Raw genomic sequence first — 25,495 nt, forward strand, 5'->3', positions numbered from 1 at the left:
GGGACGGGCGTCCGCGGTGCCGGGCGACTCGGAGTGAGCGGACTCACTCTGGTGCTCCTCTCGGGTCACGCGTCGCTGCCACTCCCCGAGGCGAGCATCTGCTCAGCGCGTTCGACCACATTGACCAGCAGGAACGCCCGCGTCAGCGGACCCACACCACCGGGGTTCGGCGAGACGTGGCCCGCGACCCCCCAGACATCGGGATGAACGTCGCCGGCGAGACGACCCTCGTCCGTACGGCTGACGCCCACGTCGACCACCGCGGCGCCGGGCTTCACCATGTCCGCGGTGATGAGGTGCGGCACGCCGGCCGCGGCGATCACGATGTCGGCGCGCTCGATCTCCGACGCCAGGTCGGTGGTACCGGTATGGCACAGGGTGACCGTCGCGTTCTCGCTCCGGCGGGTCAGGAGCAGCCCGATGGGCCGGCCGATGGTGACCCCGCGCCCGACCACCGTGACCCGGGCGCCGGCCAGCGGGACGTCGTAGCGTCGCAGGAGGTGGATGACCCCGCGCGGGGTGCAGGGCAGCGTCGACTCCTTGCCCAGCACCAACCGCCCGAGGTTGATCGGGTGGAGTCCGTCGGCGTCTTTCAGCGGGTCGATCCGCTCGAGGGCGGCGTTCTCGTCGAGATGCCTGGGCAGCGGCAGCTGCACGATGTAGCCCGTGCAGGCCGGATCGGCGTTGAGCTCGTCGATCGCCGCGTTGAGCTGGTCGGTGGTGGCATCGGCCGGCAGGTCCTTGCGGATGGAGGCAACGCCGATCTGGGCGCAATCAGCGTGCTTTCCCTTGACATAGGAGTGCGAACCCGGATCGTCGCCGACCAGAACGGTACCCAGACCCGGCGTGATACCCGCCAGCCTGAGCTTCTCCACCCGCTCGGCCAGATCAGCGAAGATCTCGTCGCGTGTGGTCTTGCCATCGAGTCGTATCGCGGTCACGCCGACATTCTTCCACGGCGCTACTGTCGGAACGGTGACCGTGGTGCGCAGCGACGTCGACCTCGCCCGCGCGGCGATCGCACCCCACCTCCGTCGCACCCCGGCGCTGCGCACGACCATCGGCACCGTCGACGGGCCGGTCGAGGTGGTTCTCAAACTCGAGTACACCCAGCTCGGCGGGTGCTTCAAACCGCGCGGCAGTCTGTGGGCCACGCTGCACGCCCGTGACCAGGGGTTGCTGACCGACGCCGGCGTGCTCGTCGCCTCCGGCGGCAACGCCGCGATCGGCGCGACGATCGCCGCGCGGATCGTCGGCGTGCCGGTCACCGTGGTGATCCCCGAGACCGCGCCGCCGGTCAAGATCGACGCGCTGCGCGCCGCGGGAGCGCGCGTCCACCTCATCGGACGGCGTTATTCCGAGGCCGCCGACGCCGCCGTCGCGCTGGCGGAGCAGACCGGCGCGCTCGCGCTGCACGCCTACGATCTTCCCGATGTCGTCGCGGGCGCCGGCACCATCGGTCTCGAGATCACCGACGACGTGCCCGGATCGCTCACCACGGTTGTCTGTGTCGGTGGTGGCGGCCTGCTGGCGGGCCTCACGGCGACGCTGCGCCCGGGCGACCGCATCGTCGGCGTCGAACCACTCGGTGCGTCGTGTCTGCATCAGGCCCTCGCCGCGAGAGCTCCCGTACCCGTCGAGCTCGAGAGCATCGCCGCGGACTCGCTCGGCGCCACCAGCGTCGGCCAGCTCTGCTGGAACGCCGTCGCCGGGAACCCGGCGGTCGGCAGCGTCCTGGTGACCGACGAGCAGATCATCGCGGCGCGACGGATGCTCTGGGACACCCACCGCATCCTCGTCGAACACGGCACCGCCACCGCGGTCGCCGGTGTGGTCTCGGGAGCTGTTCGGCCGCAACCCGATTCGACGCTGTGCATCGTGCTTTGCGGGGCCAACACCGCGCTCGCCGTGTGACCGGCGCGATCGCGCGCATCTGCGACGGTCGTCACCGACTACGCTGGCACCATCATGTTCCGAATCATGTTCTACCAGCCGTGCATCCCGCCGAACACCGGCAACGCGATCCGGCTGGCCGCCAACACAGGGTGCGAACTGCACCTCATCGAACCGCTGGGGTTCTCGATGTCCGACGCACAGGTGAAGCGCGCGGGACTCGACTACCACGAGATGGCCAATGTCACCGTGCATCCGAACCTGGTGACCGCCTGGACGACGCTGAAGCCGGAACGGGTCTTCGCGTTCACCGCCCATGCCGAGCGCTACCACACCGACGTCGACTACCAGCCGGGCGACGTGTTGCTGTTCGGCCCCGAGCCGACCGGGCTACCGGCGGAGGTCCTCGACGAACCCGAGGTGACCGACCGCGTCCGCATCCCGATGCTCGCCGGACGTCGTTCCCACAACCTCGCCAACGCCGCGAGCATCGTCGTCTACGAGGCGTGGCGGCAGCACGGTTTCGCCGGCGCGGTCTGATCAGCCGACGCGGTAGCGCTTGGTGCGTGCCGTGGCACCGCCGATGAGCGCGATCTTGCTCTTCGGGACCCCGAGGTGGGCGGCGAGCAGTTCGGAGACGGCCTTGTTCGCCCGGCCATCGGTGGCCGGCTCGCGGACGTAGACGGTGATCGCGCCGCCGGGACCCGTCTCGACCAACGGGCCCTTGCTGCTCTTCGGTTTGACGGTCACCACGACCTGTTGCGGCATGACTCTTCCTGTTCTTCGTGAACACCGATCCGGCTCGGACATCCCGGCGCGTCCGCCGGAGGACTACTGCCAGTCCCGGGATCTGCTCCCCACCCGAAGATCCATGCGCTGCAGTCGATCTGCGACGACGGTCACAGCGCCTTCGGCGTTCTGCACCCGGCCGCGGATCAGCAGAGCGGGTGCCGTCTGAGCGAGTACACGGTACCGCGCCCACAAACCGACCGAACACACCACGTTGACCATCCCGGTCTCGTCCTCGAGGTTGATGAAGGTCACCCCGGACGCGGTGGCGGGACGCTGCCGATGGGTCACCGCGCCACCGACCAACACGCGCGAACCGTCGGGCACCGACAGCAGGCGATCAGCGGCCAGCACACCCATCGCGTCGAGCCGGGGACGCAGGAACTGCGTCGGATACGACGTGGGGGTGATCCCGGTGGCCCAGGCGTCGGTGGCCGCCAGCTCGACGTCGGAGAGACCCGGAAGCGTGGGGGTCGCCTGCGCCGATTCCAGGGCCAGCTGATCGTCGCGCACCGTCGCGGCGGCCCCGGCCTCCCACAGGGCCTGACGCCGGCTGAGGCCGAACCCGTCGAAGGCGCCGGCGCCGGCGAGCCCCTCGAGTTCCTTGGTCGTCAACCGGGCGCGCCGGGAGAGATCGGTGATGTCGAGGTAGGGACCGTCGGACCGACGGTCGACGATGCGCTGCGCCGCCTCCTCCCCGACGCCGCGCACCCCGTCGAGACCCAACCGGACATCGAGACCCTCGTTCTCCAGGGTGGCGTGCGCGAGTGAGGCATTGATGTCGGGGCGATGGACCGCGACACCGTGCCGTCGGGCGTCGGCCACCAGGGTCTGCGGTGAGTAGAAACCCATCGGTTGCGCCCGTAGCAGCGCGGCGCAGAACGCCGCCGGGTGATGCAGCTTGAACCACGACGAATAGAACACCAGCGACGCGAAGCTCTGCGAATGACTCTCCGGGAAGCCGAAATTGGCGAACGCGGCCATCTTCTCGAAGATGCGGTCGGCGGTGTCCCCGGTGATGCCGTGCAGGTTCTCCATGCCCTCGTAGAAACGTTGCCGCAGGCGTTCCATCTTCTCCGGCGACCGTTTGGAACCCATCGCCCGGCGCAACTGGTCGGCCTCGGAGGCGTCGAATCCGGCCACGTCGACGGCCAACTGCATCAGCTGCTCCTGGAACAGCGGCACCCCCAGGGTGCGTTCGAGCGCCCTGCTCATCGACGGATGCTCGACCGTCACCGGCTCTTCCCCGTTGCGCCGTTTGATGAACGGATGCACCGAGCCGCCCTGGATGGGGCCGGGCCGGATCAGGGCCACCTCGACGACGAGATCGTAGAAGCAGCGCGGTTTCAGCCGCGGGAGGGTGGCCATCTGCGCACGGGACTCCACCTGGAACACGCCGACCGAGTCGGCGCGACAGAGCATCTCGTACACAGCGGGTTCAGCGAGGTCGAGGGTGGCGAGGTCGACGTCTATCCCCTTGTGTTCGGCGACCAGGTCGATCGCATAGTGCAGCGCGGAGAGCATGCCGAGACCCAGCATGTCGAATTTGACCAGCCCGATGGCGGCGCAGTCGTCCTTGTCCCACTGCAGCACGCTGCGGTTCTCCATCCGCGCCCACTCCGTGGGGCAGACATCGGCGATCGGCCGGTCGCAGATCACCATGCCGCCGGAGTGGATACCCAGATGCCTTGGCATTCCGAGGATCTCACCGGCGAGTTCGGCGACGTCGGCGGGAGCGGTGTCGGGCATCTTGGCCCAGGCGTCCTGCTGGCCGGGCGCGTACCCGAGCGCCCGGGCCATGTCCCGGATCGCCGACTTCCCCCGGTAGGTGATGACGTTGGCGACCTGCGCGCTGCGCTCCCGGGTGTAGCGGCGGTAGACGTACTGGATGGCCTCCTCGCGTCGGTCGGACTCGATGTCGATGTCGATGTCGGGCGGGCCGTCGCGCTCGGGGGCCAGGAACCGTTCGAAGAGCAGCGTGTTGGCGACCGGGTCGACGTTGGTGATCCCGAGGGCGTAACAGACGGCCGAGTTGGCCGCACTCCCCCGGCCCTGGCACAGGATGTCGTTGGCCTTGCAGTAGTCGACGATGTCGGCGACCACCAGGAAGTAGCCGGGGAACGTGAGCGTCTCGATGATGGCGAGCTCGTGCTCGATCTGCCGGTAGGCCTGCGGATGTTCGGCGGGGGTGCCGTACCGGCGGCGTGCCCGGGTCATGGTGAGTTCGCGCAACCAACTCGCCTCGGTGTACCCGTCGGGGACGTCGAAGGGTGGCAACTGCGGTGCGATGAGGCCCAGGTGGAATGCGCAGTCCGCGGCGATGCCCACCGCGTTGTCGATGGCATCGGGATGTGCGGGCAGCAGCCGCGCCATCTCGTCGCCGCTGCGCAGATGTGATCCGGCGACGCCGGGCATCCACCCGGAGATGGTGTCGATGTCGGTGCGGGCCCGGACGGCGGCCATCGCCATCGCCAGCCGTCGGCGCCGGGGCGCGGCGAAGTGGGCGCCGGTGGTGGCCACGGTCGGCACGCCCGCCCCGGCGGCGAGGCCGGCGAGCACCGCGTTGCGTTCGTCGTCGTCGGCCATGCCCTGCGCGGTCAGCTCGACGACGATGTTGTCGTGGCCGTAGGTCTCGATCAGTTCTCGCAGCGCCTGCTCGGCGGCCGGGACGCCGCCGCGGTCGAGGGCGCGTCGGAGGGCACCCTTCCGGCATCCGGTGAGGATGAGCCAGTGCCCGCCGCCGGCCGCGGCGAGCGCTTCGCGGTCGTAGCGGAGCAGACCCTTCTCCCCTGCGACCATGTGCGCCTCGGCGATGGTCCGTGACAGACGGCGGTAGCCCTCACCGTCCCGGGCGAGGACCAGCAGATGCTCGCCCGGTGGATCGTTCTGACCCGTCCGCGCGATGTCGGGTTCCAGTGACAGCTCAGCACCGAAGACGGTCGGCATGCCGAACTCACGGGCCGCCTCGGCGAAGCGCACGATGCCGTAGAACCCGTCGTGATCGGTGACGGCCAGTGCGCGGAGTCCGAGCCGTTGCGCCTCCTCCACCAGCTCCTCCGGCATCGACGCACCATCGAGGAAGCTGTACGAACTGTGGGCGTGCAGTTCGGCGTAGGGCACCGCCGACGAGCCGCGCGCGATGTCCTCGGCCTGATAGGCGCCGCGTTTGCGCGACCAGGCCGGACTGTCGCCGCCATCCCCGGGGAACGGCGCCCATTCGCTGAGGTCGGGACCGAACTCGGTGCCGGGCCGGTCGGCACTGCCGGGCGCTCGGCCGGCGAGCACCCGTTCCATCTCCGACCACGTCGGTGGTCCTTGATCCCAGCCCACCCGCCAAGCTTATCGAACACAAGTTCGATGCAACAGCCGGGGAGGACTCAGCTGTTGGCCCGGCCCCGCTCGACAATGCCGGACCGACGATCGGCCACCCGAGCGGGGTCGAAACCTGCCATCCACTCGACCGACATGTCGTTCTCCACGTCGAGCGCTGGGCCGACGAGATGCTGCTCGGCACGTCGATACGAGTCGAGCATGGTCCGCACCGCGAGCTGGTCACTCCCGGCCATGGACACCGCGAGTTCCATCGCCGCGGCCATCAGCTGATCGTGGGCCACCACCTCGGTCACCAAACCGACCCGCAGCGCCGTCTGAGCATCGACGAACTCCCCGGACAAACTCATGCGGCGCGCGAAACCCCGGCCGACCGCTTCCGGCAATCGGGACGTCAGACCCCAGCCCGGCAACACCCCGACCCGCGAGTGGGTGTCGACGAAGCGGGCCCGTTCGGACGCGATCAGGACATCGCACGCGAGGGCGAACTCCAGACCACCGGTGGCGGCGACACCGTTGACGGCGCCGATGATCGGCTTCGAGATGGGGCGCCACGGATGCCCGACAGGTACGTCCGCATGATCGAGCAGTCGAGCGCTCTCGGTCGACGAGCCCAACTCGGCCAGGTCCAGGCCGGCGCAGAATGCCGAGCCCGCGCCGGTGAGGATGACGACGTCGACGTCATCGGCCCGGTCCGCGTTCTCCAATTCGGTACGGAGAGCCTCGATCAGGCCGGAGCTGAGCGCATTCCGGACCTCCGGACGGTTGAGGACCAACGTCCGCACCCGTCCGGATTGCTCGATCAGCAGAAGCGGTTCTCCCGACGTGGCCGTGTGGTCACTGGTCATGCGATGCCTTTCGGTGACGTCGGATCAACCCGCCGATTGCGGACGCTCGGCGAGCCCGAGCCGCAAGTGTTCGCTGTGGTAGACCGCCTCGTCGAGCAGCTGGGCGACATGGCTGTCATAGAGGCTGTAACTGATCGACCGACCCGACCGGGTGCCGGTGACCAGCCCGAGGTTGCGGAGCAACCGGAGCTGATGGGAGACCGCGGACTGCTCCATGCCGACGGCGTCGGCGAGATCGGTCACCGAACGCGGTCCGGACCGCAACTTGGTGAGGATGAGCAGCCGGCTCGGGGTCGCCAGCGCCTGCAGAGTGGTGGCGACGTGCACGGCCGATTCCGGATCGAGCCGCGCAGCCGGCCGCATCCCTTCATCGATGCCGTGTCCCATGCAGCGGATGCTACCGGCCGGACCTCACATGAAAACCTCTTCATATGAACTGTTACTGTCTGAGAGGTGGTTGTCGGCGAGTGGCTTCGACTCGGCGCCTCGCTCGCGCTCGGTGCCGGCTCAACCAGCAGGAGGGCGGCTGTCGGCAATTGGCTTCGACTCGGCGCCTCGCTCGCGCTCGGTGCCGGCTCAACCAGCAGGAGGGCGGCTGCCGGCAAGTGGCTTCGACTCGGCGCCTCGCTCGCGCTCGGTGCCGGCTCAACCAGCAGAAGGGCCGACGACAGATGGGAGACACGATGGGTACGGCGGAGACGACGGAACGAACGGCCCGCGACTCGACGCTTACGGGAGCAGACCGCGGGAGCACCCCGCCGTCGATCGTCCGGACCGGACTTCGGCTACCCGAGGTGCGCTGGGCGGGCCTCGCGCTGGCACTGTTCCTCGCGGGTTGGCTGCTCCAGATCTGCCAGGCGCCCGAATGGTCCTGGTGGACCGCATATCTCGCGTGCTATCTGGCCGGCGGATGGGAACCGACCCGATCGGGCCTGCAGGAACTGCGGGAACGACGACTCGACGTCGATCTGCTGATGATCGTCGCCGCCGTCGCCGCCGCGTCGATCGGGCAGGTCTTCGACGGCGCGCTGCTGATCGTGATCTTCGCGACCTCGGGCGCGCTGGAGGTCGTCGTCACCCAGCGCACCGCCGATTCGGTGACCGCCCTGCTCGGACTGGCCCCCGAACGGGCCACCCTGTATGCGCCCGACGGCACGACACGCGAGATCGACTGCCGCGAACTCGAAGTCGGCCAGCGCATCCTCGTCCGTCCGGGCGAACGGGTGGGCGCCGACGGCGTCGTCGTCGACGGCCGCAGCGAGGTCGACCAGCAGGCCGTGACCGGCGAGTCGGTCCCGATCGTGCGGGCGGCGGGCGACGACGTGCTGTCCGGCACCGTCAATGGCACCGGCGCGCTGATCGTCGAGGTCGCCCGTCCGGCGTCGGAGTCGGTGATCGCCCGCATCGCGACGCTCGTCGCCGAGGCATCCGAGACGAAGGCGCCGACCCAGCTCTTCATCGAGAAGGTCGAGCAGACGTACTCCGTCATCGTCGTCGTCGCCACCCTCCTGGTGCTGGGCGTCCCGATGATGTTGTTCGGCAACACATTCGACGAGGCGCTGCTTCGTGCCATCGTGTTCATGATCGTCGCCTCGCCTTGCGCCGTCGTCCTGTCGACGATGCCGCCGCTGCTCGCGTCGATCGCCAATGCCGGTCGGCACGGCGTCCTGGTCAAGTCCGCCGCGGTGATGGAGTCGGTGGGACGGACCTCGGTCGTCGCGTTCGACAAGACCGGCACCCTCACCGAGGGACGCCCGCAGGTCGTCGACGTGACGGCGTTCGACGGTCACGACCCGTTCCAGGTGTTGGCGCTGGCCGCCGCGGTCGAGTACCCCAGTGAGCATCCCCTCGGTCGCGCGATCGTGACCGCCGCCGCCGACCGCGGACTGCGCGTCGGGGCAGTGGACAATTTCCGGGCACTTCCCGGGCGCGGGGTGACGGGTGCGGTCGGCGGGCGCCGCGTCACCGTCGAGCGCACCGTCGCCGGTTCGACCGGGACGATGGTCGGCGTTCTCGTCGACGGACGGGAGATCGGCCGGATCGAACTCGTCGATCGCCTGCGGGACGACGCCGCCGAGGCGGTGCGGCTGATCGGCGACGTCACGTCGGGTTCGGTCCTGCTGCTGACCGGCGACCGGCCATCGGTCGCCGCGGACGTCGCCGACCGGACCGGAATCCGCGAGGTACACGCCGACCTGCTGCCGGAGGACAAGGTCCGGATCGTCGGCGAGATCGAGGGACACGTGCTCGTGGTCGGCGACGGCATCAACGACGCACCGGCACTCATGGCGGCGGGGACCGGCATCGCGATGGGTCGTCGCGGTGCGGACCTCGCGGTCCAGACCGCCGACGCGATCATCGTGCGTGACGACCTCACCGCGGTCCCCGCACTGATACGGCTGTCCCGCCTCGCCCGCCGTTACGTCATCGCCAATCTGTGCATCGCCGCCACCGTGATCCTCACCCTCGTGACCTGGGATCTCATCGGCACCCTGCCACTTCCCCTGGCCGTGGCCGGGCACGAGGGTTCGACCGTGCTCGTCGCCCTCAACGGCGCCCGCCTGTTGCGGAAGTCGGCCTGGTCAGGCCCTCGGGGCGCACAATCGAAGACTTGAGGCGCACGGTCGACGCATTCGGGCGCGCGACGCCGCGCGCGTAGTCGTTGCCATCACCGCAAGTTAGTGTCACCCTGAGTACCAGACAGATCCGCGGCCCGCGGGCCGTGGACAGCCAGCGGGCCGTCGGCCCGCCCATCTGATGGGATCTCATCCATGACGAGCTACTTCATCACCGGGGGCAGCGGGTTCATCGGGCGACGCGTACTCGAACGCCTCCTGACCGTCGCTCCCGACGCCACCATCCACGCACTGGTACGTGAGACCTCGCGCTCCGCGTTCGTCGCCATGCTCGACGACCTCGACGCGGGCGACCGCGTCACCCCCGTGGTCGGCGACCTGACCGCACCCGGACTCGGTATCGCACCGGACACCGTCCCCGCGATCGATCACGTCATCCACCTCGCGGCGATCTACGACATGGCCGCCGACGCGGAATCACAGCGCGCCGCCAACGTCGCCGGGACCTCGCGCGCCGCCGACTTCGCGATCGCGCACGATGCGCTGTTCCACCACGTCTCCTCGATCGCCGTGGCCGGTGATCACCGCGGGCGTTTCACCGAAATGGACTTCGAAGTCGGACAGGGCTTTCCGACTCCCTACCATCGCACCAAGTTCGAGGCCGAACGCGTTGTGCGCGAACGTGAGGGACTCCGCTGGCGCATATACCGGCCGTCGATCGTGGTCGGCGACTCGCGCACCGGCGAGATGGACAAGATCGACGGTCCCTACTACTTCTTCGGCCACCTCGCGACGCTCGGCCGACTGCCCTCCATGCTGCGACTGCCGATGCCCGATCTCGGGACGCTCAACATCGTGCCGGTCGACTACGTCGCCGCCGCGATGGTCGCCCTCCTCGGCGTGAACCCCACGCGCAGCGGACTGGTGTTCCATCTCAGCGACCCGAAGTCGCTCACCACCACCGAGATGTACAACGCGCTGGCACCGGCGTTCAACGCGCCGAAGGGGTTCGACGCCATCCCACGGGCTGCGGTGGAACCGGTGATGACGTTGTCCGGCATGGGGGTCGCGCGCGTCGGACGCAACCTCGTCGCCGCTCAGCAGGGCATCCCCGGGGCAGTACTCGACGCGGTGACGCTGCCGGTCGACTTCCGCGCCGACACCACCGTGGCGGTCCTGGGTGACCTCGGCATCACCGTGCCCGCCTTCGCCGACTACGCCCCGCGCCTGTGGACCTACTGGTCACGACACCTCGACCGGTCGCGCAACCGGCGCACCGATCCGCGCGGGCCGCTCGTCGGCAAGAACGTCCTGATCACCGGCGGGTCGAGCGGAATCGGCAAGGCCACCGCACGGATGTGTGTCGCACGCGGGGCCAACGTCCTCATCGTCGCCCGCAACGCCGACGAACTCGAGTCGGCGACCGAGGAGTTGAACTCGACGACGAGCAAGAAGGGCATCCCGCCCGGTCAGGTGACCGCATACCAGTGCGACATCACCGACGAGGAATCGGTCCATGCGCTCGTCAAGACCGTGCTGGCCGCGCACGGTCACGTGGACGTCCTGGTCAACAATGCCGGCCGGTCGATCCGTCGTGCCACGGTCAACTCGGTGGATCGGTCTCACGACTACCACCGGGTGATGGCGGTCAACTACTTCGGCGCGGTGAACCTCGTCCTCGGACTGCTGCCGCACATGATCGCCCGGCAGGCGGGTCATGTGGTGAACGTGACCTCGATCGCGGTGCAGTCGCGTGGCCCGCGGTTCGGTGCCTACGCGGCGTCGAAGGCCGCCTTGGAGGCCTTCAGCGACGTCACCGGTACCGAGACGGTTTCCGACCACGTGACCTTCTCCAATGTCCGTCTCCCCCTCGTGAAGACGCGGATGATCGCGCCCACCGAGGCCTACGACAACCAGCCCGGGACCTGGAACGTCGACCGGGCCGCGGCGCGCGTGCTGCACGCGATCATCGATCGACCCAAGCGCGTCGACTCGCTGGTCGGGCTCGTCGTCGAGATCGGGCACCGCGTCACCCCCGGACTGACCACTCGCATCCTGCACCAGGAGTACCTGGTCTTCGGCGAATCGGCGGCGGCGCTGGGCCGTTCGGATCGTGACGCCGGCGGGCGGGACGCGTGATCGACACCCCGTATCTCGAGGTCGACGTCGACCGCATGACGCGCAACCTCGCGGTGCTCGCCGACCGCGCGCGATCGGCGGGCGTCGACTTCCGGCCGCATGCGAAGACCCACAAATGCGCCGAGATCGCGCGGATGCAGATCCATTCCGGTGCCACGGGGCTGGCGGTGGCCACCATCGGCGAGGCCGAGGCCTTCGCCGACGCCGCCGACATCACCTCGTGCACCGACATCTTCATCGCCTATCCCATCTGGCCGACCCCGGCGAAAGCCGCCCGGTTGCGCGCCCTTGCAGACCGGGTGTCGCTACGGGTGGGTGTCGACTCGGCGGAGGGCGCACGGCATCTCGGGGCGCTGCTCGGCGGGCAGCGGATCGAGGCGCTCGTCGAGGTCGACTCCGGACAACACCGCACCGGGGCCGTGCCAGGGGACGCCGGAGGCGTTGCGGTGGCGGGCGTGTCAGCGGGGCTCGACGTCGTCGGCGTCTTCACCTTTCCCGGCCACGGCTACGGCGTCGGCGACACCCGCCGGCGGGCCGCGGAACAGGAGGTGGCGGCACTGCGTACGGCGGCGGAGAGTCTCCGAGCGCAGGGCATCGATCCGCGGGTGCGTAGCGGCGGGTCCACACCCACCGTCGAATTCGTCGGCGACCCCGCGTATGCGGGCGTGCTCACCGAGATCCGTCCGGGCGTGTATCCCCTCAACGACGCCCAGCAGGTCGAGATCGGCACCTGCGGATTCGACGACGTCGCACTGACTGCGGTGGCGACCGTGGTACGGAGCGAACCCGGACGGATCGTCGTCGACGCGGGCAGCAAGATCCTCGGCGCCGACCGAGCCGCCTGGGCGACCGGCCACGGACGCCTCCTCGATCACCCCGACGCCCGCGTCGTGCAGTTGTCCGAACATCATGCGGTGGTGGAGTTCCCGGCGGAATCGACGTCGGCCCCCCGGTTGGGCGACGTGATCCGGGCGGTGCCCAACCACGTCTGCACCGCGGTCAATCTCGTCGACGAACTGGTGGCGACCGACGGCTCGGACAGCCGGTGGCCGGTCATCGCGCGGGGGCGCAACAGCTGAGTCAGACGGGTCGGATTCCTTGCCGGACCAGGAATTTGCGTGCCCGTCCGAACTTGCGGTCGGTGGAGAACGCGTACCACTGCTGACTCACACCCGCTTCGTGGACGACGTCCCGGAACCTGCGGAACGCACCTCGTCCCTCTATCGCGCGCTCCAGACGGTTTCGCAGGTCGGGATCAGTGGTGCGCGTGGCGAAATCGGCCATGTCCCGCCAGCTGTCGCGCGAACCGATGCAGTCGAAGCGCAGCCAGCGGTCCGGGTCCTCCTCGACGTCGATCTCCTCATCGAGCACGCCCGGGTCGAGCATCTCGTCGTTGTACACGAAGCCGGTGCTCAGGTCGATGAGTCCGCCGGTTGACCGGTTCGGATCACCCTCCATCTCGTCGCTGAGCATCTCGAGATCCACCGCGATCGGCCGTCCCGGCGCGGGTTCCCCGCGCAGGCTCGCGAGCAGTTCCTCGGCGAGTTCGGCGTCGCCGGCCTCTCCCCGTCGGTTGAGTTGTTCGACGATCGACACGGCCACCGGTTCGGCTCGCTCGCGGCGCTTCTGCAGTGCCATCGGTACCCCGGGGCCGACCTGCTGGAGTGCGTCGTGCAGATCGCATCCGATGACGGCATCCAGGAAACGATCGGCATCCGACGACGCGATCGACCCGCGTACCTCGCCCAGATCGAGTTCACGTATCTCCTTCTGCGCGGGCCACTGTCCGACGAGCATCGGATGAGGAACGGTGGGGCGTGGTGGCGTGTCGTCGTCCCCATCGGCCGTCCGTCGACCGTACTGATCCGGGATGTCACCCCACCCGAAGTACGGCAACGGCGCTTTCGGCTTGATGCCCAACACGTCCACCGGGTCGACCTTCAGATCCCCCACGACGCACCGATGGGTCCACCCGTCGCCGAGATCGAAGGTGTACTGGAACTCGGAGCCGGTCGCTGCGAACGCGGCGACCTTGGCCGTGGCGATGTCCACGGGCTCGGAGATCGGGCCGCCGATACCACCGGCCAGGTCGGAACCGAGCGCGGCGTCGGCGACGACCCGGCCGTCGTCCAGGGTGAACAGTGACAGATGGGAACGATCCCATCGAGCGAACGCGTCATCGATGGCGGTCGCCAGATCCTTGAACGTGTGCGCCGGCCCGACCGCGAAAACCCTTCCGGGCCAGGGCCACAAATCGATTCCACGACCACCGAGCAATTCCACGGTGACCGACAACCAGGTACGTGCCATGCGTCGAGAGTGGCATCTTCGAGGCGAACGCGCACGCTTTCGGTCGCGGCGTTTCTTCCCGAAGGCCACTCCGCGGGACGCAGTCACTCGTAGACACCTTCGACGATCCACTCCCCGGCGCGGTAGCACAGCAGCAGGGCGCGCGAATCGTCGAGCAGCACCTGCGCCCGCGCGGTCAGTCCGGTCTCGGCGGCTCCGGTCGGCACCGAGGCCCCGGCGGGCCGGTCGGCGCCTCCGACCGGCCACGGCCCGGCCCACCAGCACAGACCCCAACTCGACCGGCGCGCCCGGGACGAGGCCAGCGCGACGGTCACCGGTTCGGCGGTGAAGGCCCCGCGATCGGTCACCTTCACCGGTTGCCCGACGGCGTCGAGCACGTGGATCGCGGTCTCCACCAGCACCGTCGGGCTGGGTTGTGGCAGGCGTCCGGGCCATGGCGCCGACGGATCCCGGCGCGGCACCGGCTCGTCGCCCAGTGAGACCATGGTGATCCGTTCGGCGGGTCCACGACCACCGCTCAGCACGGGAATACGGACCGCATCCCCGCCCAGCAGCCCCTGTATCCGCACCAGCGAACGCCGGGCGCGCTCCTCCACATCCGGTTCACCGGCCAGCCCGCCACGGGAGAGATCGTCGGTGAGCTGATAGTGCAGGGCCCCGGCCTCGACGACCTCGACCGGTTCGAGCCGCAGCCGGACGATCGGCGAGTCGGGTCGGGCACTGCTCCTCGCTGCGCGCGGCTCGACCCGCGGGGAGGTGGGCCGCGCCGCGCCGGTCAGCCACCCCTCGAGTTGCCATCGGATACGATCCGCGGTTGTCTCCGGCGTCAGCGGTTGGGCACATCGCCAGGTCCGCGAATGCTGTTGTCCGCGTTCGGTGGTCGCGATGATGGTGAGTCGCGTGCAGGCCACCGCGGCATCACGCAGGCGTCGGTGCAGCACGTCGGCGAGGGTGCGACCGATGAACGCCGCGACGTCGATGCGGTCGACCGGCGGGTCGCAGGTGTGGTCGACGTCGAGTTCGGCCGGCACACCACGTGACGACGGGACACGCCCCGGCACCGCATTGGCCAGCCGGTGCGCGACGACCGCATCCCGGGCGAACCGGGTGGCGACGTCGGTGACGGACATGTCGGCGAAGGCGCCGATCGTGCCGATCCCCAGCCGGCGCAGCAACTCCACGAGATCGGCACGGGACGGATCGCTCATGCTGGGTTCGACGGCGAGGTCGGCGACGGGGCGGCCGGCGAGGTACTCCCGGTCACCCCCGGGCTCCACCTGATGTCCGTGCCGGGCGGCGAGGACGGCGGTGAAGATCTCGTCGGCGATGCCGACCTGCGACTCGATGCCGCACGCCGACACCACGTCGACGAGCTCCTCCGCGAGGGCCTCCATCCCGCCGAAGTAGCGGGCGGCACGGTCGCCGGCGATCACCAGGAGACCCGGCCGGAGCACTTCGAGGGCGGGGATCACCTCGGCGACCGCGGCGACCACCGGTTCGAACAGCCGTCCGTCCCGGTTCTCGTCGGCGGCGACCACGGTCATCTCCGTGCACGCCGCCTGCGCCTGTCGCTTCCGCATTCCCCGCCGCACACCGGCGGCCCGTGCCGAGGCCGAACAGGCCACCACCCGATTCGCCGACAGCACCGCGACCGGATGCAGCGGGGGCAGATCCGCCTCGGCCGCCGCGGCCATCGCCGGCCAGTCCGGGCACCAGAGCGCGAGGATACGCCGGGACCCCGGCTCTCCGGAGGGCATCAGTTCGCCACCGCGAGCACCGGGGAGACGGTCGTCGCCGCGACCATCTCGACCGTGCGATCGGCACCGTGGCCCGTCGCCCGGAGTTCGACCTCGGTGCTCTCGGATTGCCGGCCGCGACCCGACACCGTGACCTGCAGCCGCATCCCGCCGATGCGGCCGTAGCCGCTGCGTGCGGAGTCGAGACCGGCCGCGCGGGAGGCGGGAGCAGACCGGCCGGGCAGGACCGGACTGTGCCGGTAGGTGAGGACACGGGCCTCGATGGCCAGTTGCGCACCCGGCCATGCACCACCGGTCACCAGCAGCACCGACGACTGCTTGCGCACGCGGCCCATGACCACCCGGGCACGCGAGGGGGTCACCATCTCGTTCCGCGGGCGGGCCCCCTCGCCGCCGCTCCCCAGGTCCAGGATCACCAGGTCCATACCGTCGAGCAGCACCGCTGCCACCTCGACCGGGTCGGGACCGGGATCGGGGATGGTGGCGATGCGGGACAGGTCGGCGCCCATCTCCGCCGCGGGCAGCAGACTCAACCGGGGCAACCCGACGATCCCCACCTGTCCACCCGCACGGGTCACCGAAGCGATCATCGCGATCAGCACCGAACGGGCGCCGTCGAGCCGGGCCACCGAACCTCGCGGAATGCCGTTGTGCGGCAAGATATCCGACAACGATTCCGGCACGGGGAGGACACCCACCGACCGGTCTCGGACCTCGACCACCCGCTGGTCGGGCCGACCGGACATGGCCGCCATCCGCCGGCGCAGACCCGCCAGCTCGTCGGCCCGGCCACCGGCCGCCGTATCGGTCACGGCATCGGTCACGGCCACACCAGCAGAGACATCCATTCCGGCACCCTCCAGTCGACATGAGTAGTTCTCGACGAGCCGGGAAGGTGCGCGCCATCAGGGTTCTCGACACAGTTCCCGAACGATCCCGAGGGAGGCCCCTCGTCCGCCGATCATTCGAACACTGTTTCGATTGTTCGAGAGTAGAACCAACCACCGACAAGCGTCAACTGAAGCCGAAAGCCGTTGCGCAGCATAGGATTTTCGTATCCACGTCGAATCCGCCCAGCTCAGCGGGCGCGGTCAGGACGGCACGGGTCAGAACAGGGTGAGGGCGTGCTGCAACTCGGGCGCGGCCACCGTCGCCGGCGAGTCGGGACCCGATTGCCGGAGACCGCCGGAACCGGCCAGGCCATGCCGGTGCACGAGCGGCTTCATCCGGTCACGCAGCCACGAGGAGTACTCCGGGGTGACATAGGCGCCACGCCCGTAGAGCCCCCGGTACCGGCGGATGAGCGCCGGATGCTCCCCCGCCAGCCACTCGAGGAACCACGGCTTGGTCGAGGAGCGCAGATGCATCGGGAACGCGGTCACACCCGACGCGCCCGCCTCGGCGAGGGCCTCTAGCAACGAGTCGAGATGCGCGGTCGAATCCGTGAGGTACGGGATGACGGGGGCCACCATCACGTGCGGCGCGATGCCGGCGTCGGCGAGATCGCGGATCACCGACAGCCGCGCCTGGGGCGACGGCGTCCCCGGTTCGATCTTCTTCTGCAGGTCCTGATCGAGGATCGCCAGCGAGATCCCGACGCTGACCGAGACCTCCCCCGCAGCCTGACGCAACAGCGGAAGATCCCGACGGATCAAGGTGCCCTTGGTCAGGATGGAGAACGGCGTCCGGGACTCGGCGAGCGCGGAGATCACGCCGGGCATGAGTCGGTACCGCCCCTCGGCACGCTGATACGGGTCCGTGTTGGTGCCCAGCGCCACCGTCTCCCGGGTCCACGACCGGCGCTTGAGCTCCTTGCGCAGCACTGCCGCGACGTTGAGCTTCACCACGACCTGGGTGTCGAAATCGGTGCCCGCGTCGAGGTCGAGATACTCGTGCGTCGGACGGGCGAAACAGTAGCGGCAGGCATGCGTGCACCCACGAAAGGTGTTGACCGTGAACTGGAACGGGAGCTGCGAGGCCTCCGGCACGCGGTTGAGCGCACTCTTGGCCAGTACCTCGTGGAATGTGACACCCTCGAAATCGGGCGTACGCACCGACCGCACCAGACCCGAGCGGCTCAGCCCCGGGAGCGACCCGTCGTCGACCTCGACCGCCTGATCCGACCATCGCATGATGGGAGTCGAACATACGTACGAGATGGCTGTCAAGTGCGGTGCCCGCGGCGTCGACCTCGCCGCTATCATCTCCGTATGTCGACGACCGCCGGAACCCACCATGCGCCGGGTCCCCAGTACCTGGTGGCCGGCCGGTACCGTCTGAAGTCGCGCATCGGCGGCGGCGGCATGGGAACCGTGTGGCTCGCCCGCGACCAACTCCTCGACCGTGACGTCGCCGTCAAGCAGGTCGTCTCCACCGAGGGCCTCACCGAGGACTCCGCCGACAACGTGCGCAAGCGGGCCATGCGGGAGGGGCGGATCGCCGCAAAGCTCTCCCACCGCAATGCGATCGCCATGCACGATGTCGCCCTCGACCGGGGCGAGCCCTGGCTGGTCATGGAATACCTACCCTCCCGCAGTGTGGCCCAGATCTTGCACGCCACAAAGACTCTCGCGCCCGCCGAGGCCGCCCAGATCGGCGCCCAGGTGGCCGATGCGATGGTCGAGGCCCACGCCGCGGGGATCGTGCACCGCGACATCAAGCCCGGCAACATCCTCATCGCCGAGGGCGGACGGCAGACCGGCCTGGTCAAGATCACCGACTTCGGGATCTCGCGGGCGAAGGACGATGTCACTCTCACCCAGACCGGCGTGATCACCGGAACGCCTGCGTATTTCGCACCCGAGGTCGCGCGCGGCGCCGATCCGCAGGAGGCCTCGGACGTCTACTCGCTGGGCGCGACCGTCTACACGATGGTGGAGGGTCAGCCGCCCTTCGGTGTCGACGACAACTCGATCGCGCTGCTGCACAAGGTCGCACGCGCACGCATCAATCCCATGCAGAATGCCGCCGAGCTCGAGCCGATCCTGCTGCGCCTCCTGGAACCGAGCCCGACCAAACGCCCGACGATGAGTCAGGCACGAGACATGCTCACCTCGTTCGCGGCCGGTTCCCGAGGCACCCGCGAGGCGGTCCTGACCGGCCTCATCACCCGGCCCGGAGCGGGCACGCCGACCTGGTCACAGCGCGGCGGCCGGTCGTCGACGACCGGTTCGCATCGTCCGGCCGGTGCCACCCTGCCCCCATACGCCCCGACGATGTCCGCCGATCGCGGCTCCCGCGACCTTCCGGACACACGTCGCGGCATGTCCCCGACCCTGATGTCGACGCCGCAACCACATTCGTCGACGCCGAGACCGCCTGCCTCCCAGCAGTACTCATCCGGATCCCGGCAACCGAACCCCGGTCCGCCGGCGCCGGGCACGTCGAGCACGGCACTGGCGGTGTCGATCTTCGTGTTCTTCGCCGTGCTCGCGGTCGTCGTCGTACTCGCGATCGCGCTGTTGCGCTGAGCCGGCGCCGCTGCGGTCAGCCGATGTGACGGGTGGCCGCCCATCGGGTGAGGGCATTGCGGTTGGACTGCTGGGTCTTCCGCAAAACGTTCGACGCATGTGTCTCGACCGTCTTGATCGAGATGAACAGCTCCTCGGCGATCTCCCGATAGGTGTACCCGCGCGCCAGCAGGCGCAACACCTCCAGTTCGCGCCTGGTCAGCGAGTCGAGTTCGGGGTCGAGCGGCGGTTCGGGTGCCGCGGACTTCCCGGTGAACGAGTCGAGGACGAAACCCGCGAGACGTGGGCTGAACACCGCGTCGCCGTCGGCGACCCGGCGGACCGCGTCGGCGAGTTCCGGGCCCGCGATCGTCTTGGTCACGTAACCGCGGGCACCGGCCCGGATGGTCGCGATGACATCCTCGGCCGCGTCCGACACACTCAGGGCCAGGAAGACCGGCGGTGTCGAACCCGTGGCATTCGAACCGGTTGCATTCGAACCCGTTCCGTTCGATCCGAGTCGATCGAGCACTCCGCGCAGGACCGCCACCCCGCCGCCGGCCGGCATGTGCACGTCGAGCAGGACCACATCGGGAGCCGCCGCGACGACCCCGTCGATCGCCTCGGGTACGGTGCCCGCCTCGCCGACGACGCGTAGGCCCGGTTCGTCGGCCAATTCGGCACGGACCCCGGAGCGGAAGACCGCATGGTCGTCGACGAGATAGACGGTCACCGGACCGGGGCCGGTCGGGTCGGAACTCGGGGAACTCGGCGTCATCGTGCCTTCCTGTTGTCGGTCGGGGCGACCGCGTCGACGGTCACCTCGGCAGAGCGTCGGGTGTCGTCCGCTCTCTCGTCGATCGATCCCGATCCCCCGTCACCACGCGGCATCATCAGACCCACGTTCGTCCCGCGCCCGGGGGTCGATGTGATCCGCACGCGGCCGCCCATCCTCTCCACACGTGCGCGGATCGACCGGGAGATGCCTTGGCGGTCGTCGTCGACGGCGTCGGGGTCGAAACCGATTCCCCGGTCACGGACATACACCTCGACCTCGTCGTCGGTGATCTCGCCGTACACGTCCACCGTGCGTTCACCGGAGTGCTTGGCGGCGTTGACCAGCGCCTCGCGGGTGGCCCCGACGAGAGCCGACCAGCGTTTGGCGTCCCGGGTGTTGTCCGGACGCAGATCGCCGACGGTGATGATCTCCACCTCGATACCGTAGGCGTCCTCGACCTCGGCGCCGATACTCCGGAGTGCGGCCGCGAGCGAGCCGCGTTCGGTGGCCGGGTCGCCGAACAGCCAGGCCCGCAGCTCGCGTTCCTGACTCCGGGCCAGGCGTGCCACCTCTTCGGGGCGGCCCGCCTTCTTCTGGATCAGGGCCAGGGTCTGCAGGACCGAGTCGTGCAGATGCGAGGCGATCTCCTCGCGCTCGGCGTTGCGAATCCGGGCCGAGCGCTCCTCGTTGATGGTGCGCAGCATCCGCATCCACAGGGGCACGGTCAACAGGACGACGCCGATCAGGGTCGCCCCGACCGCGAGGATCGTGGAATTGAGACCGCCGAAGCTGCGATCCCCGGCCACCACCACGACCACGAGGCCACCGACGACGAGGGCGACCCCGCCGATCAACCGCGTCCAGGTGCGCAGTGGGGTGCGGGGTGCCCGGGGGGATGTGTCGAACTCGCGCCACACGAGGGCGGCGCCCAACGCGATGAAGACGAACGGGATGAGATATTCCGCCGGGGTCCCCGACGCCGCGAATCCCACCACGGCCATGGCCACCAGCCCGACCATCGCCAGACCGAGGGATTGACGACGCTCTCCCGGTGCCGGTGACGCGGTGTCGTCGCCCTGCGGGCAGAAGAACCACAGCAGCCCGTAGGCGGCGACCCCGGCGCCGGCCAGCGCGGCCAGGACCACGAAGACGATCCGCACGCGGAAGACCTCGACCCCGAGATGATCGGCCAATCCGCCGGCGACACCGGCGACGACGCGGCCGCCGTCGCGGCGCACCAGTTTCGGGACCGGCTCGACCTCCATTCGACTCACTCCTCGATCGTCCCATGCGATCGGCTTCGCGACATCGGGGTCAACCCCGGTTCATGCGCCGCGATCTCAGGGTGTGTCCGCTCCGCCGCCCCGGGCCTCGGGATTCTCCGGGGGACAATTCAGGGGATCACCCGATGTGTCCGGGGCCGGACGGGCGGCACGATGATCGTCATGGACACCAAGGAGTTCCAGCAGCAGATCCAGGGCCTGTGGGCGACCCGTCCGTATCGGCCCGACGATCGGACGATCGCCGGCGTGTGCACCGGCATCGCCGCCCGGTATCGCGTCGACCCGACTCTGGTGAAGGTCGCGTTCGTGGTGGCCGCCTTCTTCGGCGGCAGCGGACTCATCCTCTATCTCGCGGCCTGGGTCGCGTTCCCGGGCGCCGGACGCGCCCGGGCCGATGCGCTCCGTGTCGATTCCTCCCTGGCCGGTCACACCGCGTCGAACAACTCGATGCACGGACTGGGGAATCCGCAGGTGATCCTGCTGGTGGTGCTCGCGATCGTCATCGTCACCTCATTCGGCCCCAATCGCACCTGGGGCTCGGGCGGGCTCGTCGGCGCGATCCTGATGCTCGGCGGCTGGTACCTGCTGTACCTGCGGACCCCGACTCCAGCGGCCGGTACCAGCATCGACACCGCGGCGGTCACCGACATCGTCGTCCCGCCACCGGCGGCCGGGCAGTTCGAACGGTGGGTGCCGCGCGCGATGAGCCACCCGGCCCCCGGCGCGGTCACCCCCACGGACGGCCCCCAGACCCCAGGAGTATCCATGACCAAAGCACCGGACACATCCGCGATCGGCGGGGATCCGGCCACCGAACACCCGGCCACCCCAGCGCCGGGCGTCGAACTGTCAGAGGACCCTTCGAGGCTCGTCGCTAACGCTCCTCACACCTCAGGGAGCGGAGAGAGGGGCGCTGACGCTCCTCACACCTCAGGGAGCGGAGGGTCGAGCGACGTGCAGACCCAGAGCAGTCGAGAACTCGATGCCGACTTCGAGGCGAGTCCACCCGCGTGGGATCCGTTGGGAGCGGCGCGGTTCGCCTGGGATCTGCCCGAGCCGACCCGCCCGGCCGAACCGGCCGTCCGTCGGCACCGACGCTCACCGCTGACCCTGATCGTGGTCGGTCTGGCGACCATCGTGGGTGCGATCGGTGCGGGCCTGCACCAGATGGGTGTCGAGTGGTTCACCGTCCCCCACATCCTGTCGCTCTCCCTCGCCGTGATCGGAGCCGGACTCCTCGTCGCGGCCGTCGTCAAGCGCCGCACCGGTGAGCACAGCACGGGCCTGGCGCCCATCGCGGTCTCTCTCGGTGCCGCGGTCATCGTCACCACCGTGATCTCCGGGGTCAACGGCCTGTCCGGCCCGCTGCCGCCCGGCGGGGTCGGTGACCGCGAGTGGAAGCCGTTGACCGAGAACGACATCCAGGCCGAGTACTCACTCGGCATCGGCGAGATGGCCTTGGACCTACGCGCGGTCGAACTCACCGCCGACCGGACCGTACGACTCGAGAGCGGGGTCGGCAAGATCACGGTGCACGTGCCAGAGACGATGAACGTGCGTGCCGATTGCCAGACCGGTGTCGGCGACTACAACTGCCCCACCGGGCTCGACGGCGGACGTGACGGCACCGATGGCCCGGTCCTGCAGATCGAGGCCCGCACCGGATTGGGAGAGGTCGAGGTCCTGCGATGAGCACCGAGATGAACGCTTCCGGCACCGATGACGACCGAGGTTGTGGCGCGACCCATCGCGCTCCCGGTCTGGGGCTGCTCGGAATCGCCGCCCTTGCGGTCGCCGGGTGGGGGCTCGCCGACGGGCCGGCACTTCCCGACGCCGCCGACCTCGGATGGGTCGTCGTCGGAATCGGGCTGCTGGTCGGACTCGTGCTGATCGTGTCCGGCACGCGTTCCCGGCGCTGAGACCCGGCACGCGCAGACGAGAGCGGCCGGTGGCAGACGCCACCGGCCGCTCTCGTCAGCTCATTCCCACTCGATGGTGCCCGGCGGCTTGCTCGTCACGTCGAGCACCACCCGGTTGACCTCGGCGACCTCGTTGGTGATGCGGGTGGAGATGATCTCGAGGACCTCGTAGGGCACACGCGTCCAGTCCGCGGTCATCGCGTCCTCGCTCGACACCGGGCGCAGCACGATCGGGTGGCCGTAGGTGCGGCCGTCTCCCTGCACGCCCACGCTGCGCACGTCGGCCAGCAACACGACCGGACACTGCCAGATCTGCGAGTCGAGGCCGGCGGCGGTCAGTTCCTCGCGCGCGATCAGGTCGGCCTTGCGCAGCGTCTCCAGTCGGTCGCCGGTCACCTCGCCGACGATGCGGATCGCCAGGCCGGGCCCGGGGAACGGCTGGCGGGCGACGATCTCCTCGGGCAGCCCCAGTTCGCGGCCGACCGCACGCACCTCGTCCTTGAACAGCAGACGCAGCGGTTCCACGAGACTGAACTCGAGGTCGTCGGGCAGACCGCCGACGTTGTGATGACTCTTGATGTTCGCGGTACCGCTGCCGCCGCCGGACTCGACGACGTCGGGGTACAACGTGCCCTGCACGAGGAAGTCGACCTTCTCCCCCGCCTCGGCCTCCTCGCCGAGGACCTCGCTGACCGCACCCTCGAACGACCGGATGAACTCGCGGCCGATGATCTTGCGCTTGGTCTCGGGGTCGCTGACGCCGGACAGCTCACGCAAGAAGGTGTCGGCGGCGTCGACCGTCACCAGCTTCGCCCCGGTCGCCCCGACGAAATCGTGCTGTACCTGTTCGCGTTCTCCGGCGCGCAGAAGACCGTGGTCGACGAAGACACAGGTCAGACGATCGCCGATGGCGCGCTGCACCAGCGCGGCGGCCACCGCGGAATCCACGCCGCCGGAGAGCCCGCAGATGGCCCGCCCGTCACCGATCTGGTCGGCGACCGCGTCGATCAGCGCGTCGGCGATGTTGGCCGCCGTCCAGGTGGCCTCGAGACCGGCGATCTCGTACAGGAAACGGGTGAGGATCTGCTGGCCGTGCGGTGTGTGCAGCACCTCGGGGTGGTACTGCACACCGGCCATCCGGCGCTTCAGGTTCTCGAAGGATGCGACCGGCGCGCCGGGCGTCGACCCGGTGACGGTGAACCCCTCCGGCGGGGACTGGACGGCGTCGTTGTGGCTCATCCAGACCGGCTGGGTGTCCGAGAGACCTTGGTGGAGAACGCCTTCGCCGTTGGTCGTGAACGTCGTCCGGCCGAACTCGCGCCCGCCGGTGTTGGCCACCTCGCCGCCCAGCTTGTCCGCCATCGCCTGGAAGCCGTAGCAGATGCCGAAGACCGGGACGTCGAGGTCGAAGAGGGCGGGATCGAGGTCCGGCGCGTCCTCCGCGTACACCGACGACGGTCCGCCCGACAGGATGATCGCGACCGGATCCTTCTCCTGGATCTCCGCGATCGGCGCCTCGTGCGAGATCACCTCCGAGTAGATCCGCGCTTCCCGCACCCGACGCGCGATCAGCTGCGCGTACTGCGCGCCGAAGTCGACGACGAGCACCGGCCGCGGGCCCTCGAGGAAATCCTCGGGAGAGGACGAGTTCGCAGAAGAAGTGTCTGTCACCGGGCCGAGTCTAGTGGGCGGACCGGCGTCGATACCTGGTCACCCCGCCCGGTGGGTGCGGCTGCGCCGCCGCCGCGTGAAATACTCCGGAATCGACATGACTGCATCGCCGAAATCCCCCAACCGCTGGTCGCTGAGCATCGGCGACCTCACCCAGGCCGCCGTGTTCGCCGCGCTGATCGCCGCGCTCGGCCTGCCCGGGACCATCAACATCGGCACCAGCGGTGTGCCGATCACGTTCCAGTCGCTCGGGGTCATCCTCGCCGGGGCGGTCCTCGGCCCGCGGAAGGGCACGCTGGCCGTGGTCATCTTCATGGTGCTGGCGATCGCCGGACTCCCGATCCTCTCGGGCGGACGCAACGGCCTCACCGCGCTGTCCTCCCCGACGGCCGGATACTTCATCGGGTTCCTCCCGGCGGTCATCGTCATCGGGGTGCTGACCGCACTCATGGTCTCGACCGGCGGGAAGACGGGCTCCGGGAAATATCGCGTGCTGTGGGGCATCGGCATCAACGCGCTCGGCGGCATCGTCGTCCTCTACGCCTGCGGGGTGCTCGGCCTGCTGGTGCGGACCGACCTGACACTGTGGGCGGCCATCGCGACCAACGGTTCGTTCATCCCCGGCGACATCGCCAAGTGCGTCATCGCGGCCCTGGTCGCGGCCCAGGTCCACCGCGGCCGGCCGGGCCTCATCGAACCGTTGCGCGCGCGCCGATCCGGCACCGTGGCCGGCTGAGAAGCCGCCCCACCCCA

The 25,495-nt window shown here is 69.4% G+C and carries 21 protein-coding genes; 9 read left to right on the forward strand and 12 right to left on the reverse strand.

All coding sequences use genetic code 11. From position 1 onward, the window contains the following. Positions 1-65: 65 nt before the first annotated feature. Entirely contained in the window at positions 66-941 is an 876-nt protein-coding gene (locus tag Q9R39_RS05415) for a bifunctional methylenetetrahydrofolate dehydrogenase/methenyltetrahydrofolate cyclohydrolase (RefSeq protein WP_311277184.1), read from the reverse strand. 40 nt (positions 942-981) lie between these two features. Between Q9R39_RS05415 and Q9R39_RS05420 the strand changes: the two genes are divergently transcribed. Both Q9R39_RS05420 and Q9R39_RS05425 read left to right on the forward strand, forming a co-directional pair. Next, positions 982-1,914: a serine/threonine dehydratase gene (locus Q9R39_RS05420; RefSeq protein WP_396275644.1), complete on the forward strand. Its 933-nt coding sequence runs from the start codon at positions 982-984 to the stop codon at positions 1,912-1,914. Positions 1,915-1,968: 54 nt separating this feature from the next. After that, complete coding sequence (locus tag Q9R39_RS05425) at positions 1,969-2,433, forward strand: tRNA (cytidine(34)-2'-O)-methyltransferase (protein ID WP_058250672.1); 465 nt, start codon at positions 1,969-1,971, stop codon at positions 2,431-2,433. Here Q9R39_RS05425 and Q9R39_RS05430 read toward each other — a convergent pair whose 3' ends face one another. The 4 genes from Q9R39_RS05430 to Q9R39_RS05445 all read right to left on the reverse strand — a co-directional run bounded on the left by Q9R39_RS05430 (position 2,434) and on the right by Q9R39_RS05445 (position 7,247). Further along, entirely contained in the window at positions 2,434-2,661 is a 228-nt protein-coding gene (locus Q9R39_RS05430) for a DUF167 domain-containing protein (RefSeq protein ID WP_065630705.1), read from the reverse strand. 63 nt (positions 2,662-2,724) lie between these two features. Further along, positions 2,725-6,012 (reverse strand): error-prone DNA polymerase, encoded by a 3,288-nt coding sequence (locus tag Q9R39_RS05435; protein ID WP_065630704.1) that lies wholly within the window; start codon positions 6,010-6,012, stop codon positions 2,725-2,727. A 47-nt stretch (positions 6,013-6,059) separates the two neighbouring features. Further along, positions 6,060-6,860: an enoyl-CoA hydratase gene (locus tag Q9R39_RS05440; RefSeq protein ID WP_065630703.1), complete on the reverse strand. Its 801-nt coding sequence runs from the start codon at positions 6,858-6,860 to the stop codon at positions 6,060-6,062. Positions 6,861-6,884: 24 nt separating this feature from the next. Next, entirely contained in the window at positions 6,885-7,247 is a 363-nt protein-coding gene (locus tag Q9R39_RS05445) for a metalloregulator ArsR/SmtB family transcription factor (protein ID WP_065630702.1), read from the reverse strand. 296 nt (positions 7,248-7,543) lie between these two features. Between Q9R39_RS05445 and Q9R39_RS05450 the strand changes: the two genes are divergently transcribed. From Q9R39_RS05450 to Q9R39_RS05460, 3 genes are all read left to right on the forward strand, one after another. Further along, positions 7,544-9,475: a heavy metal translocating P-type ATPase gene (locus Q9R39_RS05450; RefSeq protein ID WP_311277186.1), complete on the forward strand. Its 1,932-nt coding sequence runs from the start codon at positions 7,544-7,546 to the stop codon at positions 9,473-9,475. Between the two features lie 156 nt (positions 9,476-9,631). Next, positions 9,632-11,575 carry an SDR family oxidoreductase gene (locus Q9R39_RS05455; RefSeq protein WP_211538167.1) on the forward strand — a complete coding sequence of 648 codons (1,944 nt, stop codon included), beginning with the start codon at positions 9,632-9,634 and terminating at the stop codon, positions 11,573-11,575. Further along, positions 11,572-12,654, forward strand: coding sequence for an alanine racemase (locus Q9R39_RS05460; protein WP_211538168.1), 1,083 nt, complete (start codon positions 11,572-11,574; stop codon positions 12,652-12,654). Before Q9R39_RS05455 ends, Q9R39_RS05460 begins: the two co-directional genes overlap by 4 nt. A 1-nt stretch (position 12,655) precedes the next feature. Here the strand turns inward: Q9R39_RS05460 and Q9R39_RS05465 are convergent, their stop codons facing one another. From Q9R39_RS05465 to Q9R39_RS05480, 4 genes are all read right to left on the reverse strand, one after another. Then, positions 12,656-13,885, reverse strand: coding sequence for a UPF0158 family protein (locus Q9R39_RS05465; RefSeq protein WP_211538169.1), 1,230 nt, complete (start codon positions 13,883-13,885; stop codon positions 12,656-12,658). A gap of 83 nt (positions 13,886-13,968) precedes the next feature. Then, positions 13,969-15,642 carry a DNA polymerase Y family protein gene (locus Q9R39_RS05470; protein WP_211538170.1) on the reverse strand — a complete coding sequence of 558 codons (1,674 nt, stop codon included), beginning with the start codon at positions 15,640-15,642 and terminating at the stop codon, positions 13,969-13,971. Then, complete coding sequence (locus tag Q9R39_RS05475) at positions 15,642-16,490, reverse strand: hypothetical protein (protein ID WP_211538171.1); 849 nt, start codon at positions 16,488-16,490, stop codon at positions 15,642-15,644. Before Q9R39_RS05475 ends, Q9R39_RS05470 begins: the two co-directional genes overlap by 1 nt. Before the next feature lie 258 nt (positions 16,491-16,748). Continuing rightward, complete coding sequence (locus Q9R39_RS05480; protein WP_065629888.1) at positions 16,749-17,774, reverse strand: Rv2578c family radical SAM protein; 1,026 nt, start codon at positions 17,772-17,774, stop codon at positions 16,749-16,751. Between the two features lie 78 nt (positions 17,775-17,852). Between Q9R39_RS05480 and Q9R39_RS05485 the strand changes: the two genes are divergently transcribed. Then, a complete protein-coding gene (locus tag Q9R39_RS05485; RefSeq protein WP_211538172.1) occupies positions 17,853-19,112 on the forward strand; it encodes a serine/threonine-protein kinase in 1,260 nt (419 codons plus the stop codon). Between the two features lie 16 nt (positions 19,113-19,128). On the opposite strand, the gene Q9R39_RS05490 is transcribed toward Q9R39_RS05485, so the two are convergent. Next, positions 19,129-19,869, reverse strand: coding sequence for a response regulator transcription factor (locus Q9R39_RS05490; RefSeq protein WP_265965336.1), 741 nt, complete (start codon positions 19,867-19,869; stop codon positions 19,129-19,131). Next, positions 19,866-21,134, reverse strand: coding sequence for an ATP-binding protein (locus Q9R39_RS05495; protein ID WP_265965339.1), 1,269 nt, complete (start codon positions 21,132-21,134; stop codon positions 19,866-19,868). Before Q9R39_RS05495 ends, Q9R39_RS05490 begins: the two co-directional genes overlap by 4 nt. Positions 21,135-21,305: 171 nt before the next feature. Between Q9R39_RS05495 and Q9R39_RS05500 the strand changes: the two genes are divergently transcribed. Both Q9R39_RS05500 and Q9R39_RS05505 read left to right on the forward strand, forming a co-directional pair. Beyond that, positions 21,306-22,844 (forward strand): PspC domain-containing protein, encoded by a 1,539-nt coding sequence (locus Q9R39_RS05500; RefSeq protein WP_311277187.1) that lies wholly within the window; start codon positions 21,306-21,308, stop codon positions 22,842-22,844. Continuing rightward, entirely contained in the window at positions 22,841-23,071 is a 231-nt protein-coding gene (locus tag Q9R39_RS05505; RefSeq protein WP_211538175.1) for a hypothetical protein, read from the forward strand. Before Q9R39_RS05500 ends, Q9R39_RS05505 begins: the two co-directional genes overlap by 4 nt. Positions 23,072-23,131: 60 nt before the next feature. Here Q9R39_RS05505 and guaA read toward each other — a convergent pair whose 3' ends face one another. Further along, entirely contained in the window at positions 23,132-24,679 is a 1,548-nt protein-coding gene (gene guaA, locus Q9R39_RS05510; protein ID WP_058250688.1) for a glutamine-hydrolyzing GMP synthase, read from the reverse strand. 160 nt (positions 24,680-24,839) lie between these two features. Here guaA and Q9R39_RS05515 point away from each other — a divergent pair, with 160 nt between their 5' ends. Then, complete coding sequence (locus tag Q9R39_RS05515; protein ID WP_058250881.1) at positions 24,840-25,478, forward strand: biotin transporter BioY; 639 nt, start codon at positions 24,840-24,842, stop codon at positions 25,476-25,478. Positions 25,479-25,495: the final 17 nt, after the last annotated feature.

Origin of the sequence: Gordonia sp. AC31, from assembly GCF_031844505.1 — a bacterium.
Taxonomy (GTDB): Bacteria; Actinomycetota; Actinomycetes; order Mycobacteriales; family Mycobacteriaceae; genus Gordonia; species Gordonia hongkongensis.

Bases quoted from the DNA above. Each gene is read 5' to 3' on its own strand.
- Q9R39_RS05440 (WP_065630703.1), bottom strand. From the start codon at position 6,860: ATGACCAGTGACCACACGGCCACGTCGGGAGAACCGCTTCTGCTGATC.
- Q9R39_RS05480 (WP_065629888.1), bottom strand. From the start codon at position 17,774: ATGCGATGGTCGGATCAGGCGGTCGAGGTCGACGACGGGTCGCTCCCG.
- Q9R39_RS05490 (WP_265965336.1), bottom strand. From the start codon at position 19,869: ATGACGCCGAGTTCCCCGAGTTCCGACCCGACCGGCCCCGGTCCGGTG.
- Q9R39_RS05485 (WP_211538172.1), top strand. From the start codon at position 17,853: ATGTCGACGACCGCCGGAACCCACCATGCGCCGGGTCCCCAGTACCTG.
- Q9R39_RS05430 (WP_065630705.1), bottom strand. From the start codon at position 2,661: ATGCCGCAACAGGTCGTGGTGACCGTCAAACCGAAGAGCAGCAAGGGC.
- Q9R39_RS05455 (WP_211538167.1), top strand. From the start codon at position 9,632: ATGACGAGCTACTTCATCACCGGGGGCAGCGGGTTCATCGGGCGACGC.
- Q9R39_RS05495 (WP_265965339.1), bottom strand. From the start codon at position 21,134: ATGGAGGTCGAGCCGGTCCCGAAACTGGTGCGCCGCGACGGCGGCCGC.
- Q9R39_RS05425 (WP_058250672.1), top strand. From the start codon at position 1,969: ATGTTCCGAATCATGTTCTACCAGCCGTGCATCCCGCCGAACACCGGC.
- Q9R39_RS05515 (WP_058250881.1), top strand. From the start codon at position 24,840: ATGACTGCATCGCCGAAATCCCCCAACCGCTGGTCGCTGAGCATCGGC.
- Q9R39_RS05505 (WP_211538175.1), top strand. From the start codon at position 22,841: ATGAGCACCGAGATGAACGCTTCCGGCACCGATGACGACCGAGGTTGT.
- Q9R39_RS05470 (WP_211538170.1), bottom strand. From the start codon at position 15,642: ATGCCCTCCGGAGAGCCGGGGTCCCGGCGTATCCTCGCGCTCTGGTGC.
- Q9R39_RS05465 (WP_211538169.1), bottom strand. From the start codon at position 13,885: ATGGCACGTACCTGGTTGTCGGTCACCGTGGAATTGCTCGGTGGTCGT.
- Q9R39_RS05475 (WP_211538171.1), bottom strand. From the start codon at position 16,490: ATGGATGTCTCTGCTGGTGTGGCCGTGACCGATGCCGTGACCGATACG.
- Q9R39_RS05500 (WP_311277187.1), top strand. From the start codon at position 21,306: ATGATCGTCATGGACACCAAGGAGTTCCAGCAGCAGATCCAGGGCCTG.
- Q9R39_RS05450 (WP_311277186.1), top strand. From the start codon at position 7,544: ATGGGTACGGCGGAGACGACGGAACGAACGGCCCGCGACTCGACGCTT.
- Q9R39_RS05445 (WP_065630702.1), bottom strand. From the start codon at position 7,247: ATGGGACACGGCATCGATGAAGGGATGCGGCCGGCTGCGCGGCTCGAT.